Origin of the sequence: Pedobacter albus (genome assembly GCF_036324255.1) — a bacterium.
Lineage (GTDB): Bacteria > Bacteroidota > Bacteroidia > Sphingobacteriales > Sphingobacteriaceae > Pedobacter > Pedobacter albus.
In genome coordinates this window covers 562219-578888 of the sequence record NZ_JAZDQT010000003.1, presented here as the reverse complement: position 1 = coordinate 578888, position 16670 = coordinate 562219, and the positions used below count along the sequence as shown (strand labels likewise).

At 41.5% G+C, this 16670-nt stretch carries 13 protein-coding genes and 3 tRNA genes; 5 read left to right on the top strand and 11 right to left on the bottom strand.

What is annotated here, in order from left to right:
- Positions 1-410: 410 nt before the first annotated feature.
- The 6 genes from VRU48_RS17705 to VRU48_RS17680 form a co-directional block, all read right to left on the bottom strand.
- Complete coding sequence (locus VRU48_RS17705; RefSeq protein WP_330109251.1) at positions 411-1415, bottom strand: PD-(D/E)XK motif protein; 1005 nt, start codon at positions 1413-1415, stop codon at positions 411-413.
- On the bottom strand, positions 1412-4114 hold the full coding sequence (locus tag VRU48_RS17700; protein ID WP_330109250.1) for a Z1 domain-containing protein: 2703 nt from the start codon (positions 4112-4114) through the stop codon (positions 1412-1414). Before VRU48_RS17700 ends, VRU48_RS17705 begins: the two co-directional genes overlap by 4 nt.
- 2 nt (positions 4115-4116) lie before the next feature.
- A complete protein-coding gene (locus VRU48_RS17695) occupies positions 4117-5721 on the bottom strand; it encodes an ATP-binding protein (protein WP_330109249.1) in 1605 nt (534 codons plus the stop codon).
- 290 nt (positions 5722-6011) lie between these two features.
- A complete protein-coding gene (locus VRU48_RS17690; RefSeq protein ID WP_330109248.1) occupies positions 6012-7706 on the bottom strand; it encodes a DNA cytosine methyltransferase in 1695 nt (564 codons plus the stop codon).
- Positions 7699-8121, bottom strand: a complete 423-nt coding sequence (locus VRU48_RS17685; protein WP_330109247.1) for a very short patch repair endonuclease — start codon at positions 8119-8121, stop codon at positions 7699-7701. The genes VRU48_RS17690 and VRU48_RS17685 overlap by 8 nt, the downstream gene beginning before the upstream one ends.
- 2 nt (positions 8122-8123) lie before the next feature.
- The gene (locus VRU48_RS17680) at positions 8124-8324 is read right to left on the bottom strand and encodes a helix-turn-helix transcriptional regulator (protein ID WP_330109246.1); all 201 of its coding nucleotides are present in this window, start codon (positions 8322-8324) and stop codon (positions 8124-8126) included.
- A gap of 443 nt (positions 8325-8767) precedes the next feature.
- Between VRU48_RS17680 and VRU48_RS17675 the strand changes: the two genes are divergently transcribed.
- Positions 8768-8947 (top strand): hypothetical protein, encoded by a 180-nt coding sequence (locus VRU48_RS17675; protein ID WP_330109245.1) that lies wholly within the window; start codon positions 8768-8770, stop codon positions 8945-8947.
- Positions 8948-9167: 220 nt separating this feature from the next.
- Here VRU48_RS17675 and VRU48_RS17670 read toward each other — a convergent pair.
- The 3 genes from VRU48_RS17670 to VRU48_RS17660 all read right to left on the bottom strand — a co-directional run bounded on the left by VRU48_RS17670 (position 9168) and on the right by VRU48_RS17660 (position 9507).
- A tRNA-Glu gene (locus tag VRU48_RS17670) sits at positions 9168-9239 on the bottom strand.
- Positions 9240-9332: 93 nt separating this feature from the next.
- Positions 9333-9404, bottom strand: a tRNA-Glu gene (locus tag VRU48_RS17665).
- Between the two features lie 27 nt (positions 9405-9431).
- Positions 9432-9507, bottom strand: a tRNA-Met gene (locus tag VRU48_RS17660).
- Positions 9508-9621: 114 nt separating this feature from the next.
- Here VRU48_RS17660 and era point away from each other — a divergent pair.
- The 3 genes from era (at position 9622) to der (ending at position 12469) form a co-directional block, all read left to right on the top strand.
- Complete coding sequence (era, locus tag VRU48_RS17655; RefSeq protein WP_330109244.1) at positions 9622-10500, top strand: GTPase Era; 879 nt, start codon at positions 9622-9624, stop codon at positions 10498-10500.
- A gap of 12 nt (positions 10501-10512) precedes the next feature.
- Positions 10513-11019: a TlpA family protein disulfide reductase gene (locus VRU48_RS17650; RefSeq protein ID WP_330109243.1), complete on the top strand. Its 507-nt coding sequence runs from the start codon at positions 10513-10515 to the stop codon at positions 11017-11019.
- A 148-nt stretch (positions 11020-11167) separates the two neighbouring features.
- Entirely contained in the window at positions 11168-12469 is a 1302-nt protein-coding gene (der, locus tag VRU48_RS17645; protein WP_330109242.1) for a ribosome biogenesis GTPase Der, read from the top strand.
- Positions 12470-12606: 137 nt separating this feature from the next.
- Here der and VRU48_RS17640 read toward each other — a convergent pair whose 3' ends face one another.
- Entirely contained in the window at positions 12607-13731 is a 1125-nt protein-coding gene (locus VRU48_RS17640; RefSeq protein WP_330109241.1) for a histidine decarboxylase, read from the bottom strand.
- A gap of 278 nt (positions 13732-14009) precedes the next feature.
- Positions 14010-15617 carry a S41 family peptidase gene (locus VRU48_RS17635; protein ID WP_330109240.1) on the bottom strand — a complete coding sequence of 536 codons (1608 nt, stop codon included), beginning with the start codon at positions 15615-15617 and terminating at the stop codon, positions 14010-14012.
- A gap of 191 nt (positions 15618-15808) precedes the next feature.
- Here VRU48_RS17635 and murQ point away from each other — a divergent pair, with 191 nt between their 5' ends.
- A complete protein-coding gene (gene murQ, locus VRU48_RS17630) occupies positions 15809-16615 on the top strand; it encodes an N-acetylmuramic acid 6-phosphate etherase (RefSeq protein WP_330109239.1) in 807 nt (268 codons plus the stop codon).
- Positions 16616-16670: the final 55 nt, after the last annotated feature.

The window sequence follows — 16670 nt, the reverse complement described above, 5'->3', positions numbered from 1 at the left end:
ATTATGCTATTCCATATTGTTAAATTCCATTATGGGATAGTTTTAAGCAACATCTTATGGGATTAACTTTTAAGATAAAACCTTAAAGGAATCGAACCAAAACCTACGTTTGAAGCATTTTTGAGAGAGATTGATTCTTACCTAAAAACAAAAATCCCGCCCTACTTATCGTAAAGCGGGATTGTAGCGATGACGGGAAATTCTTTGAACACTTGATTGATGTTTTAACCGTTTTGGAGGGCGTATTAGATGATAAAAATGATCTTAATATAAATACTTATGCTACAGAATCTCAATTGAAAGAATCCGAGCATCCCTATAAGCCGATTAAAAAGATAAAAAAAGGAAGACGTCTATAGGCCAATTTACGCCTTGTCTGCTATGAAGTGACTGAAAGCGCATGACATTAGTCAATAAAAATAGTCCCCCCAATTTATTTCATTAAGATTCTTTCCGACAAGTCCTTCTAGTGAAATATTGTATTTGATGCCGGAGATCCTGTTGTTCAGTGGAGCAATCAGGTCATCCGGGGTTAATTTTGGAAATGTATCTCCGACGATATAAAAAGTTGATCTCAATAATTCAATCTTGAAGTTTCTATACTGTTCAATAAAAATGCCATCGTACCCTGCGTCCGCAAGTAACTCGTAAAACCTAATAATCAAATCGGGCCTGTTAATAAAATAATCATTAATTATACGGGCAACTAACTCTGGTAATGATATAGAATTATCGTTACCAGTAACTGAAACAAGAAATGATATGAGGCCCAATGATTTATTCTCGGATTGCCATAGCTGCTCGATTCCATTAATTGTATGGATTATTTTCAGATTTCGGGTGGCCTTGACCTCCAACTCCCATGATGTAAAACTAAAATCGGTTTTCCCCATTTGCGGACCTGTCCATGAACTTAGTGCAGTAGACATATTAATACTGCACAGATGATATAATATTTGTAACTCACATATTAATCCTATCATCTCTTCTTCTGAGAGCAACCGTCTGCTTTGATTTCCCCAAAATATTCTCCAGTTGCGTACCACATTGGTTACCGCCTCTACTGGATTTTCTCCCTTGTCAATAATACATTCTGCTATCTCTCTTATTACTCCAGTAAACTCTTCTATATAACTACCGATGCTACAGCAAAGGTCTATCATTTGCCTGATGTTTCCGTCTCCCATACGATAACTCCGAATGGTCACTGAAAGTCCATTTACAAGCGGATCTTCTATAATTTTTGTAACCGTTTCAATAGCAAGATGCGAGCGTCCTTTTTCGTCTATAAATATATGTAGCGGCGTGGTTGATTGGCCATCGCTGGTAAGCATCAAGCTTTTGTATCCGGATACTATGTCCCCGGAAAGGTCTAATTGCTTCCAGGTCTCGGTTATTAAATTCTTATAGTTCATTGGCCGATAAAACTGTTTGGTTCATACTGGCTTTGGGGCAGAACAATAGCTAAGCCAAGCACATCAATATGTTCCGTATCAACTGATCTGAAAAGATCCACACGTTCGTTAGGAAGAGGATTCGCCCTGGAAACTGATGCTTGACTTTCTTTTGCAATCAGATACAGTAACAGAAGCGGGGTTTGTGTAGACCTTCCTTCGTAGGGAGAAGAAGCATTAGGAGCAAGATCTATCTTTAAATGTGCCGATTCAGTCAATACCCCGATGTTGTAGCCTGCTGAAGTGAATTTACGGCTTCTGCCAATCCGATTAATATTAAGACCTCCATAACTAATCGGATCTCCCGGGTAATTAGGCGTGATATTTCCGACAACCGCCACATTCCAGTGCTTCAATTCCGGATGTTGCTGATCAGTCAAACGCCTTCTTATATATGTCAGAAGGCCTTCATGATCGAGGCCGGGGCCATTTATTGAATTCCTATCAGTAAAAGTGTAACGTTCAAGGAAAGTTGACAAAACAGTATGTCCACTTACACTTTGAATCAGGTGAATACCTGATCCTGATAAAGCTTGAAAACCGTTTTCTGAATTTAAGGTTCTGATGAAGTTTTCTCCCAAGTTATAGTTAGCTCTCAATTTTCCCGGTTCACCCAACGGAAGCCATATGGTCTGGTTAAGTGACTTGCTAAATGATGATTGTTGGGGTTGAGCCGCTCCCATCTTATTAGGAGCTGTTATACTAAGATTTTGATGGTCACGAATGGCAATAGCCATTTGTTGAGGGGTTAAATCCTCTTCTTCATACCTGTATATTTCACTGCGTAATTCATCTTCAACCAGTGCAAGATGCTCAAAGAAGTTCCAAATTTGCTCTGTGGTATGTATCCTGGTCAAATCTTCGTAACCATTGCGGTATCCAAACCATCTGCCCATTTGGAGTAAGGTATCATACTGGCGACTTGCACGTAAGTAATAACTGATCATAAGGCCTTCGAGGGTTAGGCCCCTCGACAGCTGATTGCCGCCAATCGCAATAATTTTCATTTCTTCACCTGATGTGTAATCCAGCCGGTCTTCTGATGAGCTATTTAGTTCAATTATGCGAAGCGCCTGCAGTACATTTTGTAATTCAGTCCAAATTGCCTCAAATTCAGACAAGATGTTATCAAGCTGTAATTCCTGATTTATAGCAATGGAATTTGCTGCAAAAGGTTGCCAAACAGATTTAAATTCCTTTTTTAGAGCGTCTGAATGATTTACATCAAGATACCTTCCCTTTAAATCATCTACATATCTGCTAATTATACCATTCAACGTTGTCATGTCATTGATTCTATGCGAAACATGTATTAGCATACTCATAGGCTTGATCCTGTCCCCTCTCAGATTTCTTACCGCACAACAAAATAAATATTGATCAATAGCGCGGGATAAATTGTCAGTCATGCTTCCATTTATCAATAACGATTGGAGTTCCTGTTGTACATTTCTGACTTCTTCCACAAACATCTGAGATAACCGACCCTGGAAAATCATCCTAGTGCCGAAATAGCCTTTTGGCTCTGGAAGTGAAACAATAAAATTCCGGGGATAAAGATCATCAAGTAGTTCAGCATGTTCTGAATGCATGTCAATGAGAACGTTTGCAAAGGGGGTAGCTGTGTAGCCGACATACGCTCTTCTTGGAAAGAGGCTTAATATTCTTCTTATCCGCTCATTTGTGTGGGTGGGATCTGAATCCGGATCGTTAGCATTGCTGTCCACAGAAGCTTGGTCAGCCTCATCATCAATGATTATTACCGGCATCTTTGCGCGGTTTTCCGAATCAGAGTTAGCAATATATTCGATCAGCCTATCCAAAACTTTTACATTTTTTTTTATGATTGCTAGAGTAGGAGTAGACCTGTTGCACAGAGAATTAAAAGGGTCGACATTTACAGTATCAAACTCCCCAAGGTCACTGATCTTATTCTGACCGTTTCTTGATCGTCTTCTGCGTACGCGCGCGGTTGTTATACGGTTCCACCGCTTAACGTCCGAAGGCTCAGAAATAAACGGTTCATTGATGCCGAGGTCATTCATCCCGGTCAGCTCTTTGTCAAGACGTATCTGTGTCTGTCTTCTCAAAACGCTGTGAATGCCGGATAACACTATCACAAATTTGTACCCTGCATCTGCCGCCTTAGCTATCAATGCCGTGAAATTTGCAGTTTTACCGCTCTGCACGTATCCTACAACTAATCCCTTATATGTAAACTCAGCTCTTGCAGGATTGGCAAGTTTTTCCATTATTGAATGTGTCGCCTCATCTATCGATCTTACTACACGCCCTGCTTCTTCAGCACCATATTTCCGCGTCAATTCGAAAGACAGAAAATCCTCCAACTGTTTCCAGTAATAACTTCCCGTTCTGTTATTATTTTCTGCTATCCAGTCTCCATACCATTCCTCGTGTAGTTTAGGATCGGAGACAACAGAAACCGGTATGAGAATAGCACTGTCATGGGATTTTTTATATTGAATTCTTTCAAGAAAACGTCGTTCAATTTCCTCGATAGTTTCTGCCGAAGGTTGTTGCCGACTAACAGGATGAAGAATCAGCTGCAATTCTTCATTCAATTTAAAATTTTCAGCACCGACGTACTCAAATCGATCGAGCATATTTTGCACCAGTTGGGCTTTGTGTCTTTCTTCCATAGTTAAATTAATTCATGAGCTACTATTCTTTTCAAGGCCTGTGAGCAAACACTTTTAAAAGTATCTAGAAGACCCGCATTCTGATCATTTTTATTATAAAGTTCGGCAAATGCGAGTGAAAATATCAGGGCATCAACCGCATCCGTTACATTTTTGTTTGTGGCAGTACTATAAACCTTCTTATAAAACGGATGGGCTGCATTTACGATTACCTTAAATTTGCTTTCGTCATCACAAATAATTTTCCACAAACTGTCTTCCTCAAGTATATCTGATATTATTTCATAGTCTTTTTCATTCCCATATTTCAAGAACTCGCTGACTTTATTCGATAACCAGGTCCCCGTGGGATTATTGACCTCTACAGATGCTTTGTTGTCCTTAGAACTATTTTTCGTCTTTATTTCATTTTCGTCCATCAGGTCTCTGGATATTCCTGCAATAGAAACATCATTTCTTCGAAACCTATTATTGACAGTTAGCCGGTCGTCTGACTTGTTGTATGCTGATTTAGCTTTCTTAACAACAACTGGATTTACTACATTCTTTAAATGCTGAAACAATGCTTGGGGAAACTGCACCCTCGCTTTATTAACGGTAATCCTAAATAATTCATCCAATTCAGAGTCAATATCTATGCTCAACCTCGCCAACTTATCATGCTCATCTTTCGCTTTTGTACCATGCCATCCACCAAATCGTATAATCCGGTTCGCCCGATAAATGTAATAGCCTTGGGAATCGTTCCAGGATAACAACCCTTTTGCATTTTTCCAGGCTTCTTCTGAAGAAAACGCTTCTTTAGCAGGAACAACATATGCGGCAATACGTACAGGCGATTTGTAACCTTGTATTCTGAATATTTGTGTATCACTTTTCAAGGGCACTATTTTTGTATTTGCTTCTCCCCTGCAAAAAGGATCCCAGGGCTCGACTTTTGAGTCATTAACGCTAAGATTAATGGCAGTTTTTTCGCCTAGGCTACCATCCAAAAATCGATGATAAACCATGCCAAGATGAAGCTTTACATTTTCTATAAGCCGATAATAGAAATTATTACGATGTTTATCATTTGCATAGGAAGCAAGCTGTTCGTTAAGCCAGAAAACATCTTCCCATAAAACTATTGTACCGCTTTCACCCAAGTTGATCATTTCTTTTTTCAATAAGGCCTGAACTTCACTTTTGGTGAGTTCCAATAGAGTCCAGCCTTTTTTTCTTACATGCCCGATGTCCCAGCGGTAAGCGCAGATTTCAGAACCCCTTTTCTTAGAGATAACTGTAAGAATATTACAATGGCTAAGAGAGGCTGTCTTCATCCCCATACCGAATTTACCCAGATCCTTTTCTTCATAAGTCGTCTCTGTACCTAGCCTCATTGCCTCTTCTAGTTCACGATGACTCATGCCACACCCATTGTCCTGAATACGACAGACTGTTTTCTGTTTTGAAGGATTAGAAAATGTTATAGAAATACTATCTGCAGCAACCTTTTCTGTAATTGCATTGTCCACTACATCTGCAATTGATGCATTAAGATCGTAACCCAGATTACGCAATGCATCAAAGGTTCTGGATGCGTTGGGAATGCTTGTTATTTCTTTCATTGTGAATCGAGACGTATATGGACTGATTGAATTTTTGAATACTTTATAGCCATAACTGACGCTTAGATAGGAAATGTTTTTACTCCAAATTGGCCAATGATAAATAAACTGTCAGTTAAATCAATATGGCTGTGGATAAAGAATATCCTTGCCCCGAAAGAGATTCTATGGAAAATACCGATGGGGGTGATAAAACTATAGGTTCAGACATCTAAAAAGGATAAAGTAAACTGGTTGAAATATTAAATATCTGATATAAAATGGAATAAATGAAATACATTCCATTTATATCACATCAATATCTCATTTTTAGTACCTTTTTTAACGGATTCTGTTTCTCTCCGCTGGAATATCTTGTGAACTACATTGGCAATTTGAAAAGCCAAGAAAGGGGGGACAGCGTTCCCTACCTGATGAAATTGCTGGGTACGTTCCCCACAGAAAAAATAGTTGTCGGGAAAAGTCTGCACACGCGCAGCTTCACGTACTGTAAAACTCCTGCATTGCACTGAATCATAATGTATAAAATAATGGCCATCCTTGGAAATATGACTTGTCACAGTGGTTGCCGGAATATCTGGCAATTGTACCCTGAACCTATCACTAAATTTGCCCGATTCAGCATTTTCGTGATCAGGCAAAAGATTGTTGCCAGCTAGTTTGTAATCTTCCAATCTTGGGAATGTTCCTTTTTGACTTGTATAACGTGATGCAAACAGATATCTCTTCAGGTCATCAATGAGGTGTTTCCTCGAAACGTGATGAAGAATACCTGCAAGCTTTTTGTCTTTATACCAACTTTCGAGTTGATGACTCGCATCGATATGAGGCCTTTGGGATGGCCAGAATTCTCGTCCGAGAGTTGTCGGCCAGTCCGTATTCACATGATGTTCACTTGACCCGATAAAACCATCCAGTTCTTTATCGAAATCGTTTACATAGCTAAGCCAGTTTTCATAAGAATCCTTTACTTTGATATAATGCCTCTTCTTCTTTGGATTCCCCTCATTATCTTTTTCTATAGTACTGTGACTAAACAGTCTGGTAATCCCACTTCTTACAGGTGGAAGTTTTCCTATTACGGATTCCAAAGAAACCTGATCACTTTTCTCAAGTGTGCCTTCCGGAGATGGACAATCCTCTCTTACACCCAACAGGATAATTCTATGACGTTTCTGGGGAATTCCATAATCCTCTGCTTTAATTAAAAAATCTTTAGGATTAAATATGGGGTTACCATCTGAATCAAATTCGGTAGTCTCAGTTGTGAGCGAGTAAATTCTGTATTTGGTAGCGGGGTTCTTTTTCGTGATTTTTTCTCCCTCTGAAAGACAGGCAGTAACAGGGTCTGAAAGATCATTTAAGATACGACGAAAAATATTTTCTTCTTCAGTCTTGGCTGATAAAAGACCCTTGACATTCTCCATGACAAATATCGCCGGGGAGTGTACTGCGATAATACGGAGGTATTCCTTATAAAGATCAACTCTTTTGTCTTTAGTGCTGTCAAGGATAGTTTCTTTACGTCTTGAACGCCCCGCCAGTGAATATGCCTGACAAGGGGGGCCACCGATAAGCAGCCATTTTGTGTTCCCGGCAAGCGCTACTTTTATCCTTTCATCAACATCTTCATTGCTCACCCCATTTTTATCATCCTTGTCGGGTATTCCCAATGTTCCACACCACGCTTCTTCATCAGAATGTGTAGCTTCTTTAGGGTACTTTTTATATAATTCGTCAATGGTCATACCTCCCCTTACAAAGGTATAATAGTCTTCAGGTACTTTTCCTGGTTTAAACTGCCTAAAAAAGCTTCTTAGTTTTAGCGTCTGATGAGCATGTTCATCTTTTTCAATTGAAAGTCTAATCTTAAATACCCGCTCATTATTCTCGTCTATTAGTGAAGAAAAGCCCTCTCCAAGTCCGCCCGGACCCGCAAAGAGATCAATTATAGGAATCACGTTCTCTGTTTTTCTCTTATCCATTTTCTTTCAATATTCTGGAGGTTTCTGCAAGGGTCATTTCAATTTTCCCCCGTTTCAATTCACACTCCCAAATCGTAATAATATTCCAACCGCTTGCCGCCAACAAACCAATGGCCTTTTCGTCGTGAGCGATATTTCCGTTTATTTTATCAAGCCACCACTCAGTTCTGGCTTTAGGAACTACATAATATTTACATCCATCATGTCCATGCCAGAAGCAACCGTTTATAAAAATGACGGTCCTGAATTTCGGTAAAACAATGTCAGGCCTGCCAGGAAGCTTTTTATCATGCAGAAGATATCTGAAACCTTTTGAGAACAAAAACTTTCTGACTATCATTTCAGGACTTGTGTCTTTGCCCTTTATGCTGGCCATATTAAAACTTCTCGTCTCTTTGGAATGTACATCTGCCATTACTAATCCGTTTTCTTAGTTGACACCAATAGTTCCCTGACATCAACATCTATGGTTAACGCGATATCTCTTAACACCTTAATACTTGGCTGATTATTATTGTTGCAATAATTGGTTACTACCACATAACTTTTACCAATCTTTTCAGCAAGCCATATTTGTGACCTGCCCTGTTGTCTGAGTACTTCCTTAATTCTGTTCATTAGAATTCTTCAAACATAACTCCCAATTATAAAGAATTTCGATATAAAAATGTATCGATTTGCTTTATTATTTTATATTCTATAAAAGTAAAACATTGAAACCTAATAAAAAAGCAATGTTCAAACAGTTTTTAATCGATTGAAAATCAAAAGACTAATAGCGTTGAAAGTCTCTTAGTGATTTGGTTTCTTCGGAAAGAAGAATAACCTAAAGCTTTTTTCTAACGTACCGAATATTAAAGTGGAAGTAGAATCAAAAAGAGGAGGATGATATTAAGACAAAAAGAATCAATGTGGGCTTAAGGGATAAACCAGTTAATTTTCATGAAACTGTTCGACTTTAAATATTTCGTTGACAGATTTATACCCAATGGCATTTCATTTATTCTTTTGTATTCATAATAGTAAGTTATGATTTTTACCCTTTTTAACTTATTGTAAACATGAAAAAAAGACCAGCGAAGCGCATTTCGCCCAAAACCGGATCAGGGTATTCTAAAGCGGATGAAGAATTTTTTAAATTAACTGCTCAGATAATCGTTGACCACATTCTTGCTTCAGATAAAGATGACCCAAATGTCTCGAAAAGCATCTCGCAGAAACGCCTCCGCAAAAAAAAATAAAAGAAATAGACGTTAAGTTACTTTTAATCAACTACTTGAATCTTTAGATCTAGTATAAAATAGGAGAGTGTGGGAATTGAACACTAAATAGATTATATATAGCTGGCGACCAACCACTTACAGTAAGTTTCGTTTTTGCTGATTTTTTTCAACAAGCAACCTTTGAAATGAAATAAGCTACTAATAATCAATTTATTAGCGGCTTATTTTTAATGATTAATAGCCCGTAGGGGAATCGAACCCCTGTTTCCAGAATGAAAATCTGGCGTCCTAACCCCTAGACGAACGGGCCAATCGATATTTTAATTCACGATTTTAGATTGATGATTGGCAGTTACCTAAAATCCGCTAACAAAAAAACACCAGCGCTTGCTGATGTTTTTCGTAGCCCGTAGGGGAATCGAACCCCTGTTTCCAGAATGAAAATCTGGCGTCCTCACCCCTAGACGAACGGGCCAAAAAAGAAGTGTCTTTTCAACTCCTTTGGTAGCGGGGACCAGACTCGAACTGATGACCTTCGGGTTATGAGCCCGACGAGCTACCAACTGCTCCACCCCGCACACTATACAATTCTTAGAATTTTTGCGCTTTTGATTTCGCTCTTGTTCCGAATTGGAATGCAAAGATATAATTCGTTTCTTTGTAGTGCAAATTTATTTTAAAAAAATTCGAATATGTCGCACAAAGCTGGTTTCGTAAGCATCATAGGAAAGCCCAACGTAGGCAAATCTACCCTCATGAATGCACTCGTGGGCGAAAAGCTCTCTATCATTACTCCAAAAGCGCAAACTACGCGCCACCGTATTTTGGGCATCGTAAACGAAGACGACTACCAAATTGTGTTTTCCGATACGCCCGGCATCATCAAGCCACTCTACGGCCTGCAGGATTCGATGATGAGTGCCGTAAACGGCGCACTGGTTGATGCCGACCTCATCTTTTTTGTAACCGATATTAACGAAAAGCACGATGAAAACGACGTGCTCGAAAAAATAAACAACACCAGCATCCCTTTGGTGGTCCTATTAAACAAGATAGACAAGGCCAGCCAGGAACAGGTTGACGAAAAAATCGCCTTTTGGCAAAAAGAACTGAACCCGAAACACATTTTCGCCATTTCTGCCTTAGAAGGTTATAATGTTGATGGCCTCCTGCCTTTGATCCTCGATAATTTGCCAGAGCACCCGCCCTATTACGACAAAGACGAGCTGACCGACCGCAGCCAGCGCTTCTTCGTATCGGAAATCATCCGCGAGAAGATCTTCACCAACTACCAAAAGGAAATTCCCTACAGCACCGAGGTGATTGTTACTTCTTTCAAGGAAGAGGACGACATTATCCGCATCAATGCCGAAATTATCGTAGAACGCGATTCGCAAAAGAACATCCTGATTGGCAAAGCTGGCAGCATGCTCAAAAAGGTAGGCATGGAAGCCCGTAAAGACATCGAAAAATTTGTCGACAAGAAAGTGTTTCTGCAAACCTTTGTGAAGGTACTGCCCGACTGGCGCAGCAAAAAGAACTACCTTAAAAACTTCGGTTACGAAAGCTAATTACATATACTTATGAAAAAACTGCTTTTTGTAGTGCTCACTTTGTGTAGCACTACCTTGTTCGCCCAAGAAAGCAACAACGGCAAAAAACTCTGGGCCAAATCAGTGCTCAACGAAAAGGCGCCCGACTTGGTTGTGGAAAAATGGCTTTCTAAGCAACCCGACACCAAAGGCAAGTTTGTGCTGATCGATTTTTGGGCTACCTGGTGTGGCCCTTGTCGCAAATACATTCCCATGCTGAATGATTTTCAGCAAAAATACGGCGACAAACTGGCTGTTATCGGCATTTCGGACGAAACCGAAGACCGTGTAAAAGCCTTTAAAGACCCTAAAATAACCTATGCCGAAGCCATCGACACCAAAAGAACCCTCTACAGCCAGCTCGAAGTAAAAGGCATCCCGCATGTCATTATCATCGACCCTAAAGGCATCGTAAGATGGGAAGGCTTCCCTTTGCTGGGCAATTTTGAGCTGACCGAAAAAGTGCTTACCGACCTGATGGAGAAGTACAAAAACTAATTTTAGGCTTCATCTTCAAAAAATTAAGCGTACTTTTGCAGGCTCGGCTATGCAGAAACACAGGGAGTTTAGATGGAAATGTTCAATCAAACGCCCGTTTCGCAAAAATCGTAAATGGTAAATCGTCAATCGTACAATCGTAAATCACATGAGCAATATCATCGCTATAGTAGGAAGACCCAATGTGGGCAAATCGACCCTATTTAACCGCTTAACAGAAAGCCGTAAGGCCATTGTTGACGATTTTAGCGGCGTAACCCGCGATAGGCACTATGGCGTAGCCGAGTGGACCGACAAGCAGTTTACCGTGATTGATACAGGCGGCTATGTAGCCAATTCTGAAGACGTTTTCGAAGCGGCCATCCGCGAGCAGGTGATCATTGCCATTGAAGAAGCTACCGTGCTTTTGTTTATGGTTGACGTAACGACCGGCATTACCGATTTGGACGATGAGATTGCCCAACTGTTGCGCCGCAGCAAAAAACCGGTGTTTACCGTGATCAACAAGGTCGACAATACCGCTTTAGAGCACGAAGCCCCTATTTTTTACAGCTTTGGCTTGGGCGAAATCTACACCATTTCGTCGATGACAGGTTCTGGAACCGGCGAATTGCTTGACGATGTAGTGAAACACTTCGAAGATGCGCCAGAAGAAGAAAATTCCTTGCCGAAAATTACGGTAGTAGGTCGTCCGAACGTGGGCAAATCATCATTGGTCAATGCTTTAATGGGTATTGAACGTAATATCGTTACCCCGATTGCCGGCACTACCCGCGATTCGATCCATATCCACTACAACCAATTTGGCCACGAGTTTATGTTTATTGATACCGCCGGGCTGCGCAAAAAGACCAAGGTAAAAGAGAACATCGAATTTTACTCGGTGATGCGTACCATCAAGGCGCTGGAAGAAGCCGATGTGGTGATTTTGATGATAGATGCGCAGGAAGGTCTAGAATCGCAGGATATCAATATTTTCCACCTGGCCGAGAAGAACAAGAAAGGCATTGTGGTGTTGGTTAACAAATGGGATTTGGTAGAGAAAAACAACAAAACCATGAAGGTTTTCGAAGACCAGATCCGTCAAAAACTGCAACCGTTTACCGATGTGCCGATTATTTTCACTTCGGTGCTCAACAAGCAACGTATCTTCAAAGCCATCGAAACCGCATTAGAGGTTTACAAAAACCGTGGCAAGAAAATACCGACTTCAAAACTGAACGACGTCATGTTGCCGATCATAGAAAGCTACCCTCCACCGGCACTCAAAGGCAAATACATCAAAATCAAATACATTACGCAAATCAACGGCGTATCGCCTATGTTCGCGTTTTTCTGTAACCTGCCGCAGTACATTAAAGAACCTTACAAACGCTTTATCGAAAACAAGCTGCGCGAAAATTTCGACTTTTCGGGCGTGCCGATACAGATTTATTTTAGGCAAAAGTAGTATAGCGATTAGCGTATCGCGTTTCTTGCATCGCGTATAGAGAATAGCGTATTGCGTACGGCGATTAGTGTATTGCGATTTTTTAGCGCGTCTAGCATTTCGCGTTAAATGAAACGCTTAATACCAAACGCGTAGTGCTAAACCGTCACCAAACTCAATTCCTTCACCAGCTCGTCGATGTGTTCTCGCTGTACATTGGGCATGCAGATGATGTGCGACCAGCCATTTTCGGAGGCCAACTGCCACTTTTGCCTAATGGCTAGATCCGGTTCCGGAAAATTAACCGTAATGGTATTGGGATTTCGCCAAGCGGCCAAACCGATTTCCTTAAATTTTGCTAAAGCGTATTCGGCCACGGCCAAACTATGTTGGGCACGTTTTTTCAGGCCTTCAATGCCATGTTTCTTTAAGGTATACCACAAAAACAGCGGACTGTGGCCATTGCGAGAGCCTGTAATGGTGGTATCGATGCTTCCAATATAATCGATAGAACGGGCAATGCGGTTGCGGTTCGATTTTTTAACCACCACTACCCCACATGGCATGGGCGAGCCAAAAAACTTATGCCCGCTAATGGCAATGCTATCGGCCCCATCGGCAAAATCAAAAGCCGGACGAGGCTCGATAAAAGCGCTGTAACTGCCCGACAAGGCGCCGTCGGCATGGATGTAGTAGTTTTTAATGGCCAGTTTCTTTAAAATAGCCTTGATTTTGGCAATATCGTCTCGGGCCTCAGTCATGGTGGTACCGATATTGGCCATGATGATAACCGGCGTTTGACGATTCATCCCGATGGTATTTTCCAAATCGTGGTAATCGATTTCGCCATTGGCCTGTGCACTGATTACAATATTGGGCATATTGAGCAGATGCAGGTTTTTCTGCACACTGTAATGGGTTGATTCAGAATAGTAAACCATGGCTTTCGGATGAAGCTCCCTGGCCAAATATAGCCCGTACAGGTTGCCTTCAGAACCTCCATTGGTAACATAGCCCCACCAATCGTCGTCGTTGGCCCTGAACAGCGAAGCAAAAAACTGGATGACCTCCCTTTCCATCTCCCTCGAATCGACCGCATAGGTAGAAGCTACGAAGGGATCGCCGAGATTGTTCATTGGATAACTGAGAAATGGCATCAGCTCTTCAAAATCGAAATCCTTTGAAACAGGATAGCCCATAAAATTCTGGGTGTTTTCTTTAACCTGTGCCAATAAATCGGCTAGTATTTGGCTGTCGGCCGGCGATAGGGAATTAGTGTTCATTGCTTGTAGATTGAGCTACAAAACTAGCTTTAATGAAATTAAATTTCAATTAAAATAAACAAATCAAAACATTATTCTAATAATATAAAATAATCAATTTAATATTCCGAAAATACCAAATAAATTAAAGCTGTACTACGTGATGATTTGGTCATCCAATTCCCAGTTGGCAGTTTTCAGTTTGCCCTGATGGTTTTGGAGATGACAATTGACTAATGACTAATCAGCCAATGAGCAAATGAACCAATGACACCAATGAACTAATGACACCAATGAACTTATTGAAGACTAACCAGCGCCTGCTTCACCACATTATCGGTTAGGTTATGCGCTTTGTAGTAGCCGATATCGCCCAAGTGGTATTTGTACAGCATCACTTTCAGGTCGTTGTAGATGACCTGCTTTGAAGCCAATAATTGTTTGGGATCAATTACAATATTTTTCGATTGGATATACTTGAGCAGGTCTTTGTAATCGGCATCGTTGATGGTAAAGGCATTCAGGTTTTGCGAGAGGTAGCTTGGCGTATAACGATCGGCCAGCACATCAAATACAAAATCGATTAGCACTTTTTTCTGCACCAAGGTGCTGTAAAACTTATTGTAGCCAGTGGTATCGAGCTTTACATACACATCAGGCTGTATGCCACCGCCGCCAAATACTTTTTTGCCACTCGGCGTTACAAAGGCATTAATCTTTTGAAGACTGTCTTTCTGCTTCGCGTTTTTGGCGGTCAGCTCGCCATCGTTGTAGCGATCTTCCAATTCATGCTGATAAGCGGCATAACCCTTTTTGTACGATTTTTGAATGCTGCGCCCCAACGGCGTATAATACCTGGCTATGGTTAGGTTAAGTGCCGAACCATCTTCAAAAGCAAACTGTTCTTGTACCAGTCCTTTGCCAAACGAACGGCGCCCGATAATAACACCTCGATCCAAATCTTGCATAGCACCAGCAAAGATTTCGCTCGCCGAAGCCGAATTTTCGTTGATCAATACCGCCAACTTTCCTTGTTCAAATTCGCCACCACCGGTTGCAAAATAATCGGTACGGGGCTCGTGCTTGCCTTCGGTGTATACGATCAGTTTATTTTCTGGCAAAAACTGATTGGCCAAACCTGTTGCGGCATTGAGGTAGCCCCCGCCATTGTCCCGTAAATCGAGCACCAGTTTTTTCATGCCTTTGGCTTTTAGCGATCGAATGGCATTCACAAAATCTTCGTCGGTATTGGCGCCAAACTTGCTGATGCGAATGTAGGCTGCGTCATTGTTCAACATATAGGCGGCATCAATACTGCTTACTTCTACCCGGCCTCTTTTAATGGTGAGCATGGCCGGAGTGGCAATTCCTGGATGCAACAAGGTAATTTGTACAGGTGTACCTTTTTTGCCTCTAATTTTGCCCATCATTTCGGAGCGGGGCAACGAATGGCCGCTTACATTGGTGCTGTCTACTTTTAAGATCTTATCGCCCTGCTTGATGCCGGCCAGAAATGCCGGTCCGTCTTTAAGCACATTGGTAACCAAAAGGGTATCGTTAAGGATATAATATTCTACGCCAATGCCCTCAAAATTGCCTTCCAGGGTTTCGGCCAGTTCATCGGCCTTGGCAGGTGGCAGGTAGCTGCTGTGTGGATCTAGCTGATGCAGCAAACTATCGATGGGCAGGTGCTGCAGGCTGTCGGCATTCACCTCGTCTACGTAGTTTTTGTTGATGATATGAATGATATCTTCAACCTTTCTCGCATTGTTGTCAACGTAACGCTTGTCATGCTGCACCTGAAAGCCTTGGTCCTTTAAAAACTTAAAGCCCAAATACATCCCTCCTATTAAAGTAACAGAATAGGTAACAGCAATAAGTACATTAAAACGGGTATTCTTTTTCATTACGGAGCAACAGCACAAAGTTATGAAAATTAGCGCCTTAATGAAAGAACAAAGCCCACAACATTTTAGTTTTTCGAATATTTTGCCGCAAATATTTGCAGGGGCGTAATCTTCTCTCTAAAATTGTATGGATTTACGCAAATATTTCCTGTTAATTTGAAAATTAACGAACTTTACCTCAAATGAAATCCATGAACAGAGTAACCGAACAAGAATCTAAATACCACAACATTGACCAAATGTCGGTTTTAGAGATTTTGAAAGGAATAAACAACGAAGATAAGCTAGTTCCCCTTGCCGTAGAGAAAGCCCTGCCACAAATTGAAAAACTGGCCACTGCCATTGCCGAAAGGATGCTAAAAGGTGGCCGTTTGTTTTACATTGGCGCTGGCACCAGCGGCCGTTTGGGCGTAGTTGATGCTTCTGAGTGTCCTCCTACGTTCGGCGTACCGTTTGATCAGGTGGTAGGCATCATTGCCGGTGGCGATTCGGCCATCCGCAAGGCTGTAGAGTTTGCCGAAGACGACGATAAACAGGCTTGGGTAGATTTGCAGGAATACCATATCAACGAAAAGGATTCGTTGGTGGGCTTGGCGGCTTCGGGCACAACGCCTTATGTAGTGGGTGGCTTAAACACCGCGCGCCAACATGGTATTTTAACGGGTTGCATTGTTTGCAACGAAGGCGGGCCGATCGTGGCCGAATCAGATTTTCCGGTTGAAGTGGTGGTGGGCCCCGAATTTTTGACGGGTTCTACGCGCATGAAATCGGGAACGGCCCAAAAACTGGTCTTAAACATGCTCAGCACTACGGTAATGATCCGTTTGGGACGTGTAAAAGGCAATAAAATGGTAGATATGCAGTTAACCAACCATAAGCTGGTTGATAGAGGCACGCAAATGGTGATGGACGAACTGCACATTGACCACGACCAGGCGGCCGACCTGCTGAGCAAGTACGGAAGCGTACGCAAGGCGGTTGAGGCCAATAAAAAATAGTTAAGAGTTTGGATTTTAGATTGACGATGGTGACAAATCTAAAATCGTAAATCCA